The organism is Pseudomonas sp. Larv2_ips, from assembly GCF_963879675.1.
GTDB lineage: Bacteria > Pseudomonadota > Gammaproteobacteria > Pseudomonadales > Pseudomonadaceae > Aquipseudomonas.
In genome coordinates, this window is record NZ_CAWOAW010000031.1 from 129,771 (window position 1) to 148,158 (window position 18,388).

Below are 18,388 nucleotides of genomic sequence, written 5' to 3' on the forward strand. Positions count from 1 at the left end.
GCGAGATGACCGCCCCGTGACCGCCAGCGCTTTAGAAATGCCCCGCCAGGTCGTGCAGCTGGCGCTCGGCTTCCTCACAGGCACGCAGGAACACGCTTTTGTCCGACTCTTCACCTTCGGCAGCGATCACCCGAATGTCATCGATGCCGATGTAACCCAGCGCCGTGCGCAGGTGCGGGTCGGCATGGTTCATCGCCTCGTTTTCGCCACCGGGGCCGAACCCGTTGCTGCCACGGCTGGTGATGATCAGTGCGCGCTTGCCCTTGAGTAACGGCTGGTAGTGCGCGATGCCCTGGCTGTCGTGACTGATGTCGAAGGTCAGCCCCATGCGCACGATTTGATCGATCCAGGCCTTGAGGCCGCTGGGTACACCGAAGTTGTACAGCGGCATGGAAATCACCAGCCGCTCATGTTCAATCAGCTCGCCGACCAGCTCATCACTCAGTTGCAGGTCGGCCTTCATCACCTTCGGCAGGGACTGCGGCTCGGGGTAAAAATTTGCCGCGACGAACGCCTCGCTGACATGCGGAATAAAAGCCCGACCGACTTCGCGTCGGGTGATCTGCGCATCAGGGTTGGCCGCCTGCCAGGCATCGAGAAACGATTCGGCCAAGCGCCGGGAGTGAGAACGTTCGCCACGCGGGCTGGCGTGGACCACTAGTATTTTTTTCATCTGTTAAAACCTTCACAGGGTAGACTCGGGCAATCGGTATAACTGCCGCGCTTGCTCGCAAATCTAGAGCCGGGCGCGCTGACCGACAAATGAGCAATAGTTAATCCAGATGAATTCATCTCATTCATGGAGCCCCTGATGTTTGCCTCGCTGCCCCTTACTGCCCTGCGCACCTTTGAATCAGCCTCGCGCCTGTTGAGCTTCAAGGCTGCTGCCCAGGAACTGTCAGTCACACCCACGGCGGTGTCCCACCAGATCCGCGCATTGGAAACCTGGCTGGGCGTGCGATTGTTCGAACGCCTGCCGCGGCAGGTGCGCCTGACCGAAGGCGGCGAGCGCTTGTTTCACAGCGTGCACGGCGCCCTGCTGGACGTGGCGCAAAGCGTCGACAGCCTGCGCCCGCAGCGCAGCGCCGGCCATCTCACGGTGTCCACTACGCCGGCGTTTGCAGCCCTGTGGCTGGTGCCTCGACTGGGACGCTTCTATACCGCCCACCCGGATATCAATTTGCGCCTGGACACTCAGTGCGAGGTGGTCGACCTGCAGCAGGACGCCAGCATCGATCTGGTGATTCGCTACAGCATCGGCGATTACCCAAACCTCTACGGCCAGTGCCTGTTCGATGAGTGCTTTGCGGTGTATGGCGCGCCTGACGTGGTCGCGCGGGCCAGCGCGCAAGTGCCGACGCTGATCAGCGTGCGCTGGCACAATTCCCGGCTCTATGCCCTCGGCTGGCAAGCCTGGTGCGAAAAGGCCGGCGAGACTTGGCTGAACCACGCACTGCCGTTGCGCGAATACGACGAAGAGCATTACGCGCTGCAAGCGGCGATCGCCGGCCAGGGCTTGGTGCTGGCAAGCAATATTCTGGTGTCGGAAAGCGTCGCCACCGGCTTACTGGTGCCCTACCGGCCGCAGATCAGCGTGCAAGGGGCCGGTTACAGTGCGCTTTGCGTGCCGGGCCGTGAACGGCATCCGCCGGTGCGCGCGTTTTTCCAGTGGGTACAGGCGCAAGCGAAGCTGTCCGGTCAGGCACTTTAAAATCCGATAAAACTTTTTGCGTCGCGCAGCACTCACAACTTGGAGCGATCACGCCGGCAGAGCGTGGCGTAAAACCGGATTAGCACCAGGAGATTGAGATGACTGAAGCACATTTGACTGACGTTGCGACCCTGCGCTCACGCGCCCGCCAGAACGTCGAAAACGGCGCCGTCACCGAAGGCTACGACGCTGACCGCGAAGAAATCATTCGCCTGCTCAACGCGTCGCTGGCTACCGAGCTGGTGTGCGTGCTGCGCTACAAACGCCACTACTTCATGGCCACCGGCCTGAAAGCCAGCGTCGCGGCCGATGAGTTCCTGGAGCACGCCACCCAGGAAGCCGAGCACGCCGACAAACTGGCCGAGCGCATCGTGCAACTGGGCGGCGAGCCGGAATTCAACCCCGACTTGCTGTCGAAAAACTCCCACGCTCAATACGTGGCCGGCAACAACCTGAAGGAAATGGTCTACGAAGACCTGGTAGCCGAGCGCATTGCCGTGGACAGCTACCGCGAAATCATCCAGTACATCGGCGACAAAGACCCGACCACGCGTCGCATCTTTGAAGAAATCCTGGCTCAGGAAGAAGAACACGCCGACGACATGGCGGATATTCTGCAGGACCTGTAACCCGCCACACCGCTGAACCCTTGTGGGAGCGGGCTTGCTTGCGAAAGCGCAGTGTCAGTTGATGAAAGTGTCGACTGAACCACCGCTATCGCAGGCAAGCCAGCTCCCACATTTGGTTTTGGGTTGCGTCAGTTACTTTTTCACCGTGTTCGGCGGCTGATCAGGGCGGATACTTTGCCAGCCCTGCCATCCGCCACACCGCTGAACCCCTGTGGGAGCGGGCTTGCTCGCGAAAGCGAAGTGTCAGTTGATGAAAGTATCGACTGATCCACCGCTATCGCAGGCAAGCCAGCTCCCACATTTGGTTTTGGGTTTCGTCAGTTACTTCTTCACCGTGTCCGGCGGCTGATCAGGGCGGATACTTTGCCAGCCCTGCCATCCGCCAAACCGCTGCCCCCCTGTGGGAGCGGGCTTGCCCGCGAAAGCGGTGGGCCAGCCAATAAAGATATCGACTGAACCACCGCTATCGCAGGCAAGCCAGCTCCCACATTTGGTTTTGGGTTTCGTCAGTTACTCTTTTAGCGTGTCCGACGGCTGATCAGGGCGGATATTTTGCCAGTCCTGCCACCCGCCACACCGCTGAACCCCTGTGGGAGCGGGCTTGCCCGCGAAAGCGGTGGGCCAGCCAATGAAGATATCGACTCAACCACCGCTATCGCAGGCAAGCCAGCTCCCACATTTGGTTTTGGGTTTCGTCAGTTACTTCTTCACCGTGTTCGGCGGCTGATCAGGGCGGATACTTTGCCAGCCCAGTAACCCGCCACACCGCTGAACCCCTGTGGGAGCGGGCTTGCTCGCGAAAGCGGTGGGCCAGTCAATGAAGATATTGACTCAGCCACCGCTTTCGCAGGCAAGCCAGCTCCCACATTTGGTTTTGGGTTGCGTCAGTTACTCTTTTAGCGTGTCCGGCGGCTGATCACGGCGGATACTTTGCCAGTCCTGCCACCCGCCACACCGCTGAACCCCTGTGGGAGCGGGCTTGCCCGCGAACGCGGTGGGCCAGTCAATGAAGATATTGACTCAGCCACCGCTATCGCAGGCAAGCCAGCTCCCACATTTGGTTCTGGGTTTCGTCAGTTACTCTTTCACCGCGTCCGGCGGCTGATCAGGGCGGATACTTTGCCAGCCCTGCCATCCGCCACACCGCTGAACCCCTGTGGGAGCGGGCTTGCCCGCGAAAGCGGTGGGCCAGCCAATAAAGATATCGACTGATCCACCGCTGTCGCAGGCAAGCCAGCTCCCACTTTTGGTTTTGGGTTTTGTCAGTTACTTCACGGTTTTCGGTGCTTTGCCTTCCTTCATCTGCTGCAGCAACGGTGCGCACTGGTTCGGCTCATCGCCGCTCGGTGCTACCAATGCCAGCAACCCGGCGGCTGGGCCGGCGATGACGCCCAGCGCGACCATGCCGGCGCCGCGCAGGGCCAGAGGAATGGCTTTCACGCCCGCATTAGGCTTGATAAACGGCCCGTTGACGTACAGCGGCGAACGCAGGGAGAACAGCCGAAAGCCCTTGGACTCCGGCGTGATGGTGAGGTCCAGCTGTTCGGTCGCCATGTTCGCCGTGCCGTCGATGTAGATGATCGCGTTCTCGGTATCGAACACAAACAAGCGTGTCGTGGCCAGGCCGGTCTTGATACCGAAGTCTGCCGCCGCGCAGTTGATCTTCACTTCCTTGTCGCCAAACAAGCGGCCCACCACGTAGTTGCCTACGTTGAGCCCGGCAATTTCCATCAGCCCACGGCTGATCGCGCCATCGTTGATGAGCATTTTCAGGTCGCCGTTGGACGTGCCCAGCAGCGCCGCCACGGAATTGCCGCGCCCGGAAATGTCCGCGTCGCCGTTGAGTTCACCGAAGCTGGTTTTCATTGGCTCGAAGGTTGGGAACAGCTGCTTGAGCTTGAAGTTACGCGCCGTGAGTTTGGCGCGACCCTCCATCGGCACGGTGCGGCCGTTCAAGCGAATCTGCGCATCCAGCTTGCCGCCGGCGACGCCGAAACGCAGGGGTTCCAGGCTGAGTTCGCCGTCATTGAGCACCAAGTGGGTGTAGAGGTCGGTGAACGGCAATTCAGCGCTGTGCACGATGCGCTTGCCGGTGAACTCTACGTCGGCGTCCATCTCGCGCCAGCGCTCGGTGCGGAACTCTTCCACCGGCAGCACTTTGGTCGCCGGTTGCTTGCTTTCACCACCGCGGGCTTTTTGCTTGGCGTTGGAGTCGGCGCCGATCAAGGGCGCAAGATCCGCCATTAGCAGTTGGTTGGAAACCAACGCGCCACTGAGTTTGGGCCGTGGCTGGCTGGCGACGTAAGCCAGGTTGCCATGGATGTCGCTGTCGCCGATCTTGCCGTTGAAGTTCTCGTAGCGGAATGACGCGCCGCTGGTTTCATGCAGTTTGGCGATCAGGTGGCCGTCAGTGGAATAGGCCGGCGAGTCTGGCAGCGTCACGCCGGTCAGTGGGTACAGATTGCCCAGGCTGCTGCCGGCGAGTTTCAGGCGCAGGTCCAGGGCGCCAAGGTTCAGCGGGTCGGTCAGGGTGCCGGCCAGCGCGATGCTGGTGTCGGCGATTTTCACCTGGGCCTGCAGCGGGAACGGCTTGGCCGCGTCCTGCAAGGCGAGCAGGCCGCCGATCTTGCCCGTGCCCTCGAGTTTCTGGCCGTGGTACTGCCCTTTGACCTTGAGGCCAAACGCGTGGTCCTGAGGCGCCGAACCTTTTTCCAGGGCCTTCTTGGCATCGGCGTCGCCGACGATCTCGCCGAAGGGAATCGGTTTACCCAGCGGGTCAATGATGACGTCCAACTGACTCTTGAGCGTCTGGTCGTCCAGGGTCACGTGGCCCTTGTCGAAGCCGATGGCACCGATGTCCACCACCCAGCTGGACGGCTCGGCGTTGGGGTCTTTGGGATCGAACTTGAAGGTCCAGTTGGCGCGACCGTCGGCCAGGCGCTGCAGGTCGGCACTCGGCTCGGTGAGGTCGATACGTGGAATCACGACACGCTGCGCCAGCAGCGCCAGCGGTGAAATGCGCAGTTCCACGCGTTTGAGCGTGACCATCTGCGGTTTTTTCGACCAGTCCGGGTTACCCAGCGTCAGGTCTTCGGCAATCACGTGCGGCCACGGCACCCAGGCACGCCAGCCGCCTTCGTCAGGCTCACGCGCCCACACCACCGCAAGGTTGCCATTGATGGCAAAGGGGCGATGCAGTTCTTCGGAGACCTTGGCATTGATCGGCGGTTTTATGCGGTTCCAGTCAAAGAACACCAGCACCAAGACCACCACGGCGATTAACAGAACGAAGCTGGCGCAGCTCCAAGCGACGATTTTACGAGTGCGCGTCATTGCACAGGACTCCTGGTTACGACTGAGGGTGCGCGTTGCCACGCACCTTTTGACTACAGCTTATAAGGCTACGACTGACAAATGGCGTGGGGGTTTAGCCCAAGTACGAATTCCGAGCAAAAAAAGCGATTCCTCCTACAGCTCGAATCGACCAAACCATCAACAATGCACCGGTGTTACCCATGAACGGGTCGAAAATACCCACCATGGTGCAAAACCGCGGGCTTGAGAGGCGCGTTCTAGAGCCTCTGATGGGAACAATCAATTCTGTTGATTATTACCATTGTGTTTATGAACTTTTATATCGACTTATCGAGAGTAGCATTAGCCCTGTACCCACTTTATCGCCCTCCTAAGGAGCAACCCTCATGAAACGCCAAATACTCGCTACTGTTCTGCTGTCTGTACTGGCTTCCAGCGCCTTTGCCCTGCCAGCCGCTGAACAAGCCACCCCACAGAACAAAGCTCAAGCCGTTCAATCCAGCCAAACCCTGGCTCGCAGCGGTTCGCAAGAAGACGAAAACCGTGACTACGCCAAAGGCGCCGTTGCAGAAAATGGTTCGGAACACGCCAACAAACGTGCTTACACCGAAGGTGTTGCTGAAGGTGGCCGTGATCGCCTGGAACAGAAAGGTCTGGTAGAAGGCGGTGCTGAACAAGCCAACAAACGCGCTTACACCGATGGCGTTGCCGAAGGTGGTGCTGATCGTCTGCAAGAACTGCATCAAGCACAGAGCTAAGCCCGTGGTGGCCGAGAAAAAAGCCCGATCAGCCGATCGGGCTTTTGCTTTTTGACAGACCGCCTCACGCCTCACTCCCGCCAAGTTCGACGCCGACGAAGCTGTTTTGCTAGAGTGCGTCGCTGTACTTGCCGACAAAGTCCGCCCGCCGATGCTGCCCCGCGCTGAACAGAAGCAACAGACCCGCCTCGCTTTGATGGACGCAGCCCGCCATCTGATGGAGTGTGGCCGCGGGTTCGGCAGCCTCAGCCTGCGCGAAGTGGCCAAGACCGCTGGCATTGTGCCGACCGGCTTCTATCGCCATTTTGACGACATGGATCAGCTGGGCCTGGTGCTGGTAAGTGAAGTCGGCCAAACCTTCCGCGCCACAATTCGCCTGGTACGCCACAACGAGTTCGTGATGGGCGGCATCATTGATGCGTCCGTGCGGATTTTTCTGGATGTAGTGTCGGCCAACCGATCGCAATTCCTGTTCCTGGCCCGCGAGCAATACGGGGGCTGCCTGGCCGTGCGCCAAGCCATCGGCGCCTTGCGCGAAGACATCACCAGTGACCTGGCGGCTGACCTCACGCTGATGCCCAAGCTCCAGCACCTGGATGCCGAAGGCCTGCACGTGATGGCCGACCTGATCGTCAAAAGTGTATTCGCCACCCTGCCCGACATTATCGACCCGCCGGCCCAGGCCCTGCCTGCCCATCTCACACCCCAGGCGAAAATCACCCAGCAATTGCGCTTTATCTTCATCGGCCTCAAGCATTGGCAAGGCCTGGGCAGCACCGAGTAAGCCGATCAGCCCGCCACGTGAAAGCGTTTGGCAGTGGTGTAGTGCTTTTTCCAATAACGGCTGCTCAACGAATCGATGCGCACGCGCTTGCCGGTGCTGGGCGAGTGGATAAATTTGCCTTTGCCCACATACAGGCCGACATGGCTGATCTGCCCACTGCCATTGCCCTTGAAAAACACCGCATCGCCCGGCTTGAGCGCGGCTCTCTGAACCGTCGCGGCGCTTGATCGGTGCATCTGCGTTGTAGTGCGCGGCAGGCGGATATTGGCTTCGGTCTTGAACAGATAGACCAGCAGGCCGCTGCAATCGAACCCTTGGCCGACGCTGTTGCCGGCACCGTTATTGGGTGTGCCGAGCAACGCATGGGCGCGGTCGATAACACGCGTGATCGGCGCGCCAGGCAGCGCATTGGCCGCAACCGACCCCGCGGCGCACCACAGACTGAAAATGACCAGATACGTAAAGCCTTTGAACATGATCGACGCCGCGGTGAATTAAGGACGGCGAATATCCTAATGAAACAGCCCGTAGGTGCTTGAACGCCCTATCCGGCGTTCGTGTAGGTCAATTCCTGGAAAATTCCAGCACGAATCAGATGAAAGAAATTTCATGCAGCGCGCTACGGATCTCAACGCAAAACGCCCACATCCGGTGCTATAAATCCTGCCACGCACCAATTAGAAGCACCGTCGGAATCGACTGACGCCCTATTCGGTGGCACGCCGGTGCTTGCCTACAAGGATTTCCCACGCGCGTGCGTGATTGGCAAGCCCCTTGCTCTAGCACTCTTATCGCTCATAGCTGGAAGCCTCCTGATGCTGGTGATCCACCGCCGAATCGCGCCTCAAACCCTCTGGGCCGCTGAGCTGCTGCTGAATTTCGAAGCACGCAGCAAAAGCCGGCTGCGCTGTTTCAGTGCCGACGGCGAAGACGTCGGCCTGTTTCTGGAGCGCGGTCAGCCGCCGTTGCATGATGGCGAGTTCCTACAGGCTGAAGACGGACGCGTCGTACGCGTCGTCGCGCGCCCTGAACAACTGCTGCACGTCACCTGCAGCAGTGCGTTTGAACTGACCCGCGCCGCCTACCACCTCGGCAACCGCCACGTCGCCCTGCAGGTGGGCGATGGCTGGCTACGCCTGCTGGATGACTACGTGCTCAAGGCCATGCTCGAACAGCTCGGTGCGCAGACCGAAACCCTCGAAGCGCCGTTCCAACCGGAACACGGCGCCTACGGCGGCGGCCATCATCATTCGCGCCATGGCGACGAAGACTTCAACTACCCGCCCAAGCTGCACCAGTTCGGCGTACGTCCATGAACCCAGCCTGGGCGCTGTTGCGTCTGGCCAGTCCGCAATTGCCGATTGGTGGCTACAGCTATTCCCAAGGCCTGGAAATGGCCGTGGAAAATGGCCGCGTCAATGATGCCGCCAGCGCCCGTCGCTGGATCAGCGACCAGTTGCTGCTCAACCTGGCGCGCTTCGAAGCGCCCTTGCTGCTCGCCCATTGCCGCGCGGCGGCGGACCAGGACTGGCCGCGCCTGACACAGTTATGCGAAGAACACCGCGCCAGCCGCGAAACCCGCGAGCTGTACCAGGAGAGCCGGCAAATGGGCTACTCCCTGCAGCAACTGCTCAGTGGTTTGCCGGAACTGGACGCCGCCGCGCGCGCATTTGTGGACAGCTGCGCCGAACCGCACCTGGCCCTGGGCTGGGCGCTGGCGGCCCGCGCGTGGCAGATCAGCCCTGACGACGCCCTCGCCGCCTGGCTATGGAGCTGGCTGGAAAACCAGCTTGCCGTGCTGATGAAAACCTTGCCGTTGGGCCAGCAAGCCGCCCAGCGCCTGACCAGTGAGCTGCTGCCGTTGCTGCAGCAAGCCCAGCACGACGCCAGCCGCCTGGGCCCCGACTCATTTGGCAGCGCCGCCTTCGGCCTGTCCCTGGCGTGCATGGCCCATGAGCGCCAGTACAGCCGCCTGTTCCGTTCCTAAGCCCTTTTACTTCTGTGGAGAAGCACATGAACACACAACCCTTGCGTGTCGGCATCGGCGGCCCGGTGGGCTCCGGCAAGACGGCCCTGACCCTTGCGCTCTGCCTCGCGCTGCGCGATCGCTACAACCTGGCCGTGGTGACCAACGACATCTACACCCGCGAAGACGCCGACTTCCTGGTGCGCAACCAGGCCCTGGCGCCGGAGCGCATCATCGGCGTGGAAACCGGCGGCTGCCCGCACACCGCGATTCGTGAAGATGCCTCGATCAACCTCGAAGCAGTGGACCAGCTCAATCGCCGCTTCCCCGGCCTGGACCTGATTCTGGTGGAGTCCGGCGGCGACAACCTGTCGGCCACCTTCAGCCCTGAACTGTCAGACCTGACTATCTACGTGATCGATGTGTCGGCCGGCGACAAGCTGCCGCGCAAGGGCGGGCCCGGTATTTGCAAATCCGACCTGCTGGTCATCAACAAGATCGACCTGGCGCCGCTGGTGGGCGCCTCGCTGGAATTGATGAACAGCGACACTCAGCGGATGCGCAACGGCAAGCCCTTCGTGTTCAGCAACCAGAAAACCGGCGTCGGCCTGGATGAAATCGTCGCCTTTATCGAACGTCAGGGCTTGCTGACCGCAGCCTGACATCACCCTAAAAGGAGCCTGTTCATGGGTCTCAACAAACTTCTCGCGACCGCCGCCTTGCTGCTCACCCCAGCCCTCGCCTTCGCTCACCCCGGGCATGGCGATAACGGGCTGGTAGCCGGCATCAGCCACCCACTGGGCGGCATCGATCACTTACTGGCCATGGTCGCCGTCGGCCTCTGGGCGGCGCAGCAAAAAGGCAACGCACGCTGGGCGCTGCCTTGCGCCTTTGTCGGCACCATGCTGATTGGCGGCCTGCTGGGCTTTGAAGGCCTGGAACTGCCGGCACTGGAAAGCGGGATCGCGGCCTCGGTGCTGGCGCTGGGCCTGGCCGTGGCGCTGGCGGTGCGGCCGCCACTGTTCGTCGCGGTGGCTGCCACGGCGTTGTTTGCACTGTTCCATGGCGTGGCGCATGGCTTGGAGCTGCCGGACATGTCCAGCCCTTGGGCGTATGCGGCGGGCTTTGTCGGCGCGACGGCGGTGTTGCACGCGGCCGGGTATGCGGTGGTGCGTTTTCTGCCGGCGGCGGCTGCGCCGTTGGTGCGGGTGGCCGGGGCGGCTTCGGCGGCGACGGGGGTCTGGTTGCTGGCGGGCTGATGTGCGGCGCTGCTGAAGGCCTCTTCGCGAGCAAGCCCGCTCCCACATTTAACCGCGTCCTGGCGTTGGAAAGCGGTCGAATGTGGGAGCGGGCTTGCTCGCGAAAGTGGTCTCAAAACCACCAGCCATCCCAAGCCTGCTACCATGCGCGCCTACACCCCTGCCGTGACGACGCCAGCCGATGCCCACCGCTCCAAGTTCCGCCTCCCAGCCTTCGTTGAATGCCGTGCTCACGCACTTCCATGACCTGATCGTGCCGCTGTGGCAGGGCCCGGGCTGGAATGCCGAGCTGGCGTTGCCCTATGAGGCGCTGGACGCCCATCACCAGCCTTTGCCCCCGCAACGCTATCGGGCCATGGCCTGCGCGCGGCAGCTGTACCTGTTCGCCAGCCTGATCGGTGAGCCCCAGTCGGCGTTTGCCGAAGCGCGCGCGGCGGCGCTGTTTCGCTCCCTGCAACGGCACTTTCACGACGCCGAGCACGGCGGCTGGTTCTACAGCATCGACGCGCACGGCAAACCGCTGGATAAGCGCAAAGACCTCTACACCCACGCCTTTATCATCTTCGCCTGTGCCCACTACTGGGCCAAAGTGCGTGAACCGTTGGTGGAATCGGTGCTCGATGCGGCGCTGGCCGTGGTCGCCGACCGTTTCGCCACAGGCGACGGCCTGTACGAAGCGGTATTGGAACGCAACTGGTCATCCCTCAAGTCCGGCCCGCTGCAAAACCCGCTGATGCACTTGGCCGAAGGCTTTCTCGCCACCCTGGCCGTGCGTGAAGACGCCGTCACCCAAGATGCACTGCTGGACCTTGCCACGGCCATGCAGAAGCGCTTCATCGACCGCCAGCACGGCGTGATGATGGAAAAACCACTGGGCGCTGTGGATAACTGGTTTGAGCCGGGCCACCAGTTCGAATGGTTCTTTTTGCTGGCGTCTTCAGACGTGCTTCGCGGCACCGCGCTGCATGCCTCGTTGACGCGGGCGTTTGCCTACGCCGAGCTCAAGGGTGTGGATAAATCGAGCGGCGCGGTCAGCGGCATGCTCGCCCTGGACGGCACGGTGCGCGATGGCACTCAACGGATCTGGGCCCAGGCTGAATACCTGCGCGCGCTGACCTTGCGGCCTGCCAGCGAGGCGGTGCTGCAACGCCAATTGCTGGCGCTGCAACAGCACTTTTTGCATGACAAAGGCTGGCATGAATGCCTGGATGCCAAGGGCGCCGTGAGCCGACGGGACATGCCGTCGACCACGCCGTATCACTTGGCGACCTGCTATCAGGGTTTGATCCAGTATCTGGGCTGACTTTCAGGGCCTCTTCGCGAGCAAGCCCGCTCCCACACTCGGCCGCATTCCAAGGGTTGGCCGCGGTCAAGTGTGGGAGCGGGCTTGCTCGCGAATGCCTCACCTCGGTCTATCTGCCTGTTAGGCAATCCACTTGCGATCCCCGGTAAAGCTGATCGTCAGCCAGCGCGCCGCATCCGGCGTGCCCAGCGCTGTGGATATCTCTTCGCGCAGCGCGTCGAGGGTCGCGACGTTGTCCACCGGGTAATCCGCCGGCAGCACCACATGAATCTCGATAAACCGCGCCCGCCCGTGTTTTTGCACGTAGGACTCGTAGTCATCGAAACCATGCTTGGCTAGCGCCGCATCCATCACTTCGCGCACCTTGTCGTCCAAGTGATCGGGGGCAATCCCCAGCACTTCGCGCAAGGCCGGGCGCAAGATCTTGAACGCCGGCGCCAGCATGCTCAGGGCCAACAGGATCAGGATCAGCGGGTCGACATACACCGCCCACTCGTCATACCCCTGAGACTTGAGCAACAGCGCGGCGAGAAAGCTGATCAGTAAGCCCACCGAAAGCATCGCGTCCACCAGCCAGCTGATGTTGTCGAACTGGATCAGCGAAGATTTCAGCTTGCGATTGCGGTAGCGCACGTAGAAGAAGTAGGCGAATTCGACGACGGTAAACACCGCCGCATAGACAATCACCAGGCCCAACTCGATCTCGCGCCCGCCATTGATAATGCCGAACACGCCGTTGAGAAACGCGTAGATGGCGATCAGCAGCAAAAAGCTGCCTTCAATCAGCAATACCATCGGCTCCAGGTGCCAATAGCCAAACTGGAAACGCTCGTTGCTTTTTTTGGCGATCAGCTTGGCCGTGATCAGCATCAACACCTTGATGGCGGTGGCGATCAGCGAGAAAAAGCCGTCGAACAGAATGGATTGGGCGCCAGATATCACACCCGTGACAATCCCGGCGATCGCTACCGCGAACATCAGAATCGTCGATTGTTTGAGCAGTGCCTGCTCACCTCGGTTACTCACATTTCCTCCCGTCAAAACCTTTAAACCGCACAGTGCGGAGGGGTTTTCAGGGGTGGAGTGTACCTTATGTCGTGTTTTGGCCGATTTGACGCCATCGGGGGCAAGCCCCCTCCCACATTTGACCGCATTTCAAAGTTGAAACTCGGTTGAGTGTGGGAGGGGGCTTGCCCCCGATGGCAGCGACTCAGTCTTAAGCCTTACTTGGCCCCACGCTCAATCGCAAACCCAGCCCAAGTCTGACTAACCGGCATCAACTCCAACCGGTTGATATTCACGTGGGCCGGCGTGTTCAGCACCCAGAAGATGGTGTCGGCAATGTCCTGCGGCTGGATCGGCTCAGCACCGGCGTAGGTCGCGTCGTAACGCGCCTGGTCGCCGCCGAAGCGCACCAGCGAGAATTCACTCTCGCACAGGCCTGGTTCGATGTTGGTCACGCGCACGCCGGTGCCTTGCAGGTCGCAACGCAGGTTCAGCGAGAACTGCTTCACGAACGCCTTGGAGCCGCCATACACGTGGCTGCCCGGGTACGGGTAGCTGCCGGCGATGGAACCCAGGTTGATGATCCCGGCGCCACGGCCGTGAGCGATCAGGCGTGGCAGCAGCAGGCTGGTGGTGGTCAGCAGGCCTTTGATGTTGGTGTCGACCATGGTTTCCCAATCGTCGAGGCTGCACTTGGGCGCAGGGTCAGTGCCCACGGCCAGGCCGGCGTTGTTGATCAGCCCGCGCAGCTTGGCGAACGATGGCGGCAGGTTGGCGATGGCGTCTTCCATGCCCTTGCGGTCACGAACGTCCACGACCAGCCCGTGCACTTCGGTTTGCTTGGAAAGCTCTTCGACCAGTGCATTCAAACGGTCGGCACGACGGCCGGTGAGCACCAGTTTCCAACCGGCGTCGGCAAAGCGGCGGGCGCAGGCTTCGCCGAAACCTGAGGTTGCGCCAGTAATAAACAGCGTGTCGGACATGGTGTTCTCCTTGCGGGCATCTGGGAAAAAGTTGCCAGCAGAATGCCCTTACGCCGCGATTGCGGCAACCGCTGTGCACACACCTTCATGCCATGCTGGTCACTTTTTAACCACCGCGAACGAGGCCTTATAGACCGTGGCCTGCAGCCATATGCGCGCAGGTTATCCACAACTGCGCCCACAGTCTTTGGGGGCAAGTGCAAAAAGCCAAAAGCCGCTGTGTACAAGGCCTGCAGGCAGTTTTAGAAAGTTTTTTGCTTGACCTTGGACGGGCCGTATGTAGGCCCGGTTAACAACGGCAAACTCGAACGATGGCTCCAGGCCAGTCATTCCGGCCTCTGCGGCCGTCTTTCCAGAGTTTAGTCACAGACTTATCCACAGGCCAAGACGACATAAATCGGTCATATACCTGTGTCTTTAAACAGGTTGACAAAGCGCTCGACAGGTCCCGAAAAAACCGCTGATCAATAAACAACCACCGCCCTGCAGGCCACGGTTTTAAAGGCGTCCAGCCAGCTACTCCCACGTTACCCACAGCCGGTTCCACAGCGGATGGGGACAAGTCAAAACTGTGACAAAACAGGGATTTGCGGCGGCTATATGTCGCGCTTTGGAGGGTGGCTGGATTTGTTTTCCACAATTTGGCGGGGAGCCTGGGGATACCCCAAAAACAAATGTGGGAACCGGCTTTATGTGGGAGCCGGGCTTGCCCGCGATAGCATCACCTCGGTTTGCCTGACAGGCCGAGGTGTTCGCATCGCAGGCAAGCCAGCTCCCACATAAAGCTGGTTCCCACAGGGGTTATTGCATCAAGCCTTCAGATCAGTGCCCGCCCAAGTAGGCATTACGCACTTCCTCGTTCACCAGCAGCTCCTTCCCAGTGCCGGTCAGGCGAATCTCACCGTTGACCATCACATACGCCCGGTCCGACAAGCGCAACGCATGGTTGGCGTTCTGCTCCACCAGGAAGATGGTCATCCCGGTCGCCGCCAGTTCACGCAAGGTCGCGAAGATCTGCTTCACCACAATCGGCGCCAGGCCCAGGCTCGGCTCGTCGAGCAGCAACAGCTTGGGCCGGCTCATCAGCGCGCGGGCGATGGCGAGCATTTGCTGCTCGCCACCAGACATGGTCATGGCGCGCTGGGTGCGCCGCTCCTTGAGCCGCGGGAACAACTCGAACATGCGCTGCATGTCTTCCTGCGCGTACTTGTCGCCGATCGGGATGGTGCCCATCAGCAGGTTTTCCTCGACGGTCATGTCGGGGAACACCCGCCGCCCTTCGGGCGACTGCGCAATGCCGTTGGAGGCGATGTAGTGGGACGACTTATGGGTAATGTCGACGCCGTTGTAGAGGATCTGCCCGGACTCGGCGCGCGGTTGGCCGAAAATCGACATCAGCAGCGTGGATTTACCCGCGCCGTTGGAGCCGATCAGGCTGACGGTTTCGCCTTCGTTGATGTGCAGCGAGACTTTTTTCAGGGCCTGGATCGGGCCGTAAAACACGTCCAGGTCCTTCATTTCGAGGATAGGTGCACTCATACCAGCTCCTCTTCGTCGGCGCCCAGGTAGGCGGCAATCACTTTCGGGTCGTTGCGGATCGCTTCCGGGCCGCCCTCGGCGATCACGTTGCCGTGGTCGAGCACCACAATGTGGTCGGAAATACTCATCACCATGCCCATGTCGTGTTCGATCAGCACCACCGTGAGGTCGTGTTCGTCGCGCAGCAGGCGAATCATCGCGCTGAGCGCTTCGGTTTCCTGCGGGTTAAGGCCGGCTGCCGGTTCGTCCAGGCAGATGATCTGCGGCCGGGTGCACATGGCACGGGCGATTTCCAGGCGGCGCTGCTGGCCGTAGGAAAGCTCGCCGGCCAGGCGGTTGGCGCAGTCCACCAGGTCGACCACCTCCAGCCAGTAGAAGGCGTGGTCGAGCGCATCGCTTTCGGCCTTGCGGTAGCCCTTGGTGTTGAGGATGCCGGCGAGCATGTTGCGGTTGACCCACATGTGCTGGGCCACCAGCAGGTTCTCCAGCACCGACATTTCCTTGAACAGGCGAATGTTCTGGAAGGTGCGCGCCAGCCCGGCACGGTTGACCAGGTGAGTGCCGCCAAACATCTTGTAGTAAACGCGGCTGAAAAAGCTTTTCGGCGACACAAAGTCGGTGACCTTGAAGCGCTCGCCCAACAACTGGATCACGTTGGTCTGCTTGCCGCGGATGTTGAGTTGGATCTTGCCGCCACTGGCCTTGTAGAAACCGGTCAGGCAGTTGAACACCGTGGTCTTGCCGGCGCCGTTGGGGCCGATCAGGGCGAAGATCGAGTTGCGTTCGACCTTGAGGCTTACATCGCTCAAGGCCTTGATGCCACCGAAGTGCATCATCAAATGTTCCACGGACAGGACGACTTCCTTGCTCATGGCGCCACTCCTTTACGTGGGGTCACACCGGTACGGCTGATGCGAATCAGGCCGCGTGGCCGCCAGATCATCATCACCACCATCAACACGCCAAACAGCAGCACGCGGTACTCCGAGAAGCTGCGCAGCAACTCCGGCGCGACGGTCAATACAAACGCCGCAATCACCACGCCGACCGTCGAGCCCATGCCGCCCAACACCACGATGGCCAGGATCAGAGCCGATTCGAAGAAGGTGAACGACGACGGGTTGACGAAGCCTTGATAGCTGGCAAAAAACACCCCGGCCAAACCAGCAGTCGATGCGCCGATGGTGAACGCCGAGAGCTTGACCAACACGTGGTTCAGGCCCATGGAACGGCAGGCGATTTCATCTTCGCGCAAGGCTTCCCAGGCGCGGCCGACCGGCATGCGGGTCAGGCGATGCTTGATGTACAGCACGGCCAGTACCACCAGGAACAGCACAACGTAAATGAACATGAACTTGATATTGGGGTTGTAATCGATGCCGAAGAACTCGTGGAACGGTATTCCACCGTCCTTCGCCTTGCGCCCGAACTCAAGGCCCAGGAAGGTCGGCGAAGGCACCGGCATGCCGTTCGGGCCGCCGGTAAACGACAGCCAGTTGTTCAGCACCAGGCGGATGATTTCACCGAAGCCCAAGGTCACGATGGCCAGATAGTCACCGTGCATTCGCAGTACCGGGAAGCCGAGTATGCAGCCCGCTAACGCGGCGGCAATGGCCGCCAGTGGCAGCACGCTCCAAAAGCCCAGGCCCAGGTATTGATAACCCAGCGCCAGGCCGTAGGCACCAATGGCGTAGAACGCCACGTAACCCAGGTCGAGCAGACCGGCCAGGCCCACCACGATGTTCAGGCCCAGGCCGAGCAACACGTAGATCAGCCCGAGAATGACCACGGTCAGCAGGTACTTGTTGGCGAAGATCGGGAACACGATGGCGATCACGATCAGCGCCGGGATGATCCAGCGCAGGCGTGATTTGTAGTCGGGCGGCAACACGTGCACGCCGGAGCCACTGCTCTCGAAACCCTGCAGAATCTTCAGGCCCTTGGGGGTTTGCAGGAACAGGCTGAGGGCAAAACGGCCAGCCATCACAATGGCGACCAGGATCGCCACGCGTGCCGGTTCCAGGTTGAAGCTGTAGCCGTCGAGCACCACGCCGACAATCGGACCGAAGACGATCAACGAAATCAGCCCGGCGAGGACCGTATCGACCACACTTTTCTTGATATCGATAGATTTGGCAGCAGACATGTTTACACCTTCGCCACGAGCGGGCGACCAAGCAGGCCCTGAGGACGGAAAATCAGAATCACCACCAGCAGGGAGAAACTGAACACGTCTTTGTAGTCAGAGTTGATCAACCCCGAGAACAGCGACTCGGAGATACCCAGGATGATCCCGCCGAGCATGGCCCCAGGCAGGGAACCGATGCCGCCGAGTACCGCTGCGGTAAACGCCTTGATGCCGATGATGAAGCCGGCGTAGAAGTCGAACGTGCCGTAGTTGAGGGTAATCAGCACGCCAGCCAGGGCCGCCATCGCTGCACCAATCACGAACACGTAGGAGATCACCCGGTCGGTGTTGATGCCGAGGATCGACGCCATCTTGCGGTCTTGCTGGGTCGCGCGGCACATGCGGCCCAGCTTGGTGTACTTGATGATGTAGGTCAGCAGCCCCATGCCCAGAAACGCGGCCACCAGGATGAACACCTTGGTGTAGGTCAACTGCACGAACCCACTGCCGATATCGACGCGCCAGGCGCCGGCCAGCAGGGTAGGAATGCCTTGTTGTTTCGCGCCCTGAGCGATCTGCGCATAGTTTTGCAGGATCAGGGAGATACCGATGGCGCTGATCAGCGGTGCCAGTCGGGTGGAGTTGCGCAGCGGTTTGTAGGCGACACGCTCGATGACCCAACCGTAAACGCCGGTGACGACCACGGTGAATATCAGGGTGCCGAGAATGAGCAGCGGGAAGGATTCGATGCCGAAGTAAGCCAGCAGTGCCAGACTGATCGCCGCGAGGTAAGCGGAAATCATATAAACCTCGCCATGGGCGAAGTTGATCATGCCAATGATGCCGTAGACCATTGTGTAGCCGATGGCGATCAGGCCATAGACCGACCCGAGGGTCAGGCCGTTGACCAGTTGCTGCAGGAAAATACCATCCATAACGCAATCTCACGCGGTGAGCACCTGCACACCGGTGGGTGTGCGGCGCTTCTGGAGGAAAAGACAGACTTGT

18 protein-coding genes are annotated in these 18,388 nt (G+C 60.7%); 9 read left to right on the forward strand and 9 right to left on the reverse strand.

What is annotated here, in order from left to right; translation table 11 throughout:
• Positions 1 to 31 precede the first annotated feature (31 nt).
• Entirely contained in the window at positions 32 to 673 is a 642-nt protein-coding gene (locus AACV02_RS26250) for an FMN-dependent NADH-azoreductase (protein ID WP_119737863.1), read from the reverse strand.
• A 126-nt stretch (positions 674 to 799) separates the two neighbouring features.
• Between AACV02_RS26250 and AACV02_RS26255 the strand changes: the two genes are divergently transcribed.
• Together AACV02_RS26255 and AACV02_RS26260 are read left to right on the forward strand one after the other, a co-directional pair.
• Positions 800 to 1,711: a LysR substrate-binding domain-containing protein gene (locus AACV02_RS26255; protein WP_177410088.1), complete on the forward strand. Its 912-nt coding sequence runs from the start codon at positions 800 to 802 to the stop codon at positions 1,709 to 1,711.
• Between the two features lie 98 nt (positions 1,712 to 1,809).
• Positions 1,810 to 2,340 (forward strand): ferritin-like domain-containing protein, encoded by a 531-nt coding sequence (locus tag AACV02_RS26260; protein WP_106577657.1) that lies wholly within the window; start codon positions 1,810 to 1,812, stop codon positions 2,338 to 2,340.
• A gap of 1,266 nt (positions 2,341 to 3,606) precedes the next feature.
• Here AACV02_RS26260 and AACV02_RS26265 read toward each other — a convergent pair.
• Positions 3,607 to 5,673, reverse strand: a complete 2,067-nt coding sequence (locus AACV02_RS26265; RefSeq protein WP_119737866.1) for an AsmA family protein — start codon at positions 5,671 to 5,673, stop codon at positions 3,607 to 3,609.
• 368 nt (positions 5,674 to 6,041) lie between these two features.
• Between AACV02_RS26265 and AACV02_RS26270 the strand changes: the two genes are divergently transcribed.
• Together AACV02_RS26270 and AACV02_RS26275 are read left to right on the forward strand one after the other, a co-directional pair.
• Entirely contained in the window at positions 6,042 to 6,413 is a 372-nt protein-coding gene (locus AACV02_RS26270; RefSeq protein WP_119737868.1) for a hypothetical protein, read from the forward strand.
• Positions 6,414 to 6,564: 151 nt separating this feature from the next.
• Positions 6,565 to 7,197, forward strand: coding sequence for a TetR family transcriptional regulator (locus AACV02_RS26275; protein ID WP_053254084.1), 633 nt, complete (start codon positions 6,565 to 6,567; stop codon positions 7,195 to 7,197).
• 5 nt (positions 7,198 to 7,202) lie between these two features.
• Here the strand turns inward: AACV02_RS26275 and AACV02_RS26280 are convergent, their stop codons facing one another.
• Positions 7,203 to 7,673, reverse strand: coding sequence for a C40 family peptidase (locus tag AACV02_RS26280; protein WP_119737870.1), 471 nt, complete (start codon positions 7,671 to 7,673; stop codon positions 7,203 to 7,205).
• A gap of 339 nt (positions 7,674 to 8,012) precedes the next feature.
• Here AACV02_RS26280 and ureE point away from each other — a divergent pair, with 339 nt between their 5' ends.
• The 5 genes from ureE (at position 8,013) to AACV02_RS26305 (ending at position 11,725) form a co-directional block, all read left to right on the forward strand.
• The gene (ureE, locus tag AACV02_RS26285) at positions 8,013 to 8,513 is read left to right on the forward strand and encodes an urease accessory protein UreE (RefSeq protein WP_119737872.1); all 501 of its coding nucleotides are present in this window, start codon (positions 8,013 to 8,015) and stop codon (positions 8,511 to 8,513) included.
• Positions 8,510 to 9,184 carry an urease accessory protein UreF gene (locus AACV02_RS26290; protein WP_119737874.1) on the forward strand — a complete coding sequence of 225 codons (675 nt, stop codon included), beginning with the start codon at positions 8,510 to 8,512 and terminating at the stop codon, positions 9,182 to 9,184. Before ureE ends, AACV02_RS26290 begins: the two co-directional genes overlap by 4 nt.
• A 26-nt stretch (positions 9,185 to 9,210) precedes the next feature.
• Positions 9,211 to 9,825 (forward strand): urease accessory protein UreG, encoded by a 615-nt coding sequence (gene ureG / locus AACV02_RS26295; protein ID WP_017849719.1) that lies wholly within the window; start codon positions 9,211 to 9,213, stop codon positions 9,823 to 9,825.
• A 24-nt stretch (positions 9,826 to 9,849) separates the two neighbouring features.
• The gene (locus AACV02_RS26300) at positions 9,850 to 10,422 is read left to right on the forward strand and encodes a HupE/UreJ family protein (protein ID WP_119737876.1); all 573 of its coding nucleotides are present in this window, start codon (positions 9,850 to 9,852) and stop codon (positions 10,420 to 10,422) included.
• A 181-nt stretch (positions 10,423 to 10,603) separates the two neighbouring features.
• Positions 10,604 to 11,725, forward strand: coding sequence for an AGE family epimerase/isomerase (locus AACV02_RS26305; protein WP_119737878.1), 1,122 nt, complete (start codon positions 10,604 to 10,606; stop codon positions 11,723 to 11,725).
• A 120-nt stretch (positions 11,726 to 11,845) separates the two neighbouring features.
• On the opposite strand, the gene AACV02_RS26310 is transcribed toward AACV02_RS26305, so the two are convergent.
• From AACV02_RS26310 to AACV02_RS26335, 6 genes are all read right to left on the reverse strand, one after another.
• Entirely contained in the window at positions 11,846 to 12,751 is a 906-nt protein-coding gene (locus AACV02_RS26310) for a cation diffusion facilitator family transporter (protein ID WP_106577649.1), read from the reverse strand.
• Between the two features lie 197 nt (positions 12,752 to 12,948).
• Complete coding sequence (locus tag AACV02_RS26315; protein WP_064450434.1) at positions 12,949 to 13,713, reverse strand: SDR family oxidoreductase; 765 nt, start codon at positions 13,711 to 13,713, stop codon at positions 12,949 to 12,951.
• Between the two features lie 822 nt (positions 13,714 to 14,535).
• A complete protein-coding gene (locus tag AACV02_RS26320; protein ID WP_069786861.1) occupies positions 14,536 to 15,252 on the reverse strand; it encodes an ABC transporter ATP-binding protein in 717 nt (238 codons plus the stop codon).
• On the reverse strand, positions 15,249 to 16,124 hold the full coding sequence (locus AACV02_RS26325) for an ABC transporter ATP-binding protein (RefSeq protein ID WP_119737880.1): 876 nt from the start codon (positions 16,122 to 16,124) through the stop codon (positions 15,249 to 15,251). The genes AACV02_RS26320 and AACV02_RS26325 overlap by 4 nt, the downstream gene beginning before the upstream one ends.
• Positions 16,121 to 17,398 carry a high-affinity branched-chain amino acid ABC transporter permease LivM gene (gene livM / locus AACV02_RS26330; RefSeq protein WP_119737882.1) on the reverse strand — a complete coding sequence of 426 codons (1,278 nt, stop codon included), beginning with the start codon at positions 17,396 to 17,398 and terminating at the stop codon, positions 16,121 to 16,123. Before livM ends, AACV02_RS26325 begins: the two co-directional genes overlap by 4 nt.
• Positions 17,399 to 17,400: 2 nt before the next feature.
• Positions 17,401 to 18,315 (reverse strand): ABC transporter permease subunit, encoded by a 915-nt coding sequence (locus AACV02_RS26335; protein ID WP_053254074.1) that lies wholly within the window; start codon positions 18,313 to 18,315, stop codon positions 17,401 to 17,403.
• Positions 18,316 to 18,388 lie beyond the last annotated feature (73 nt).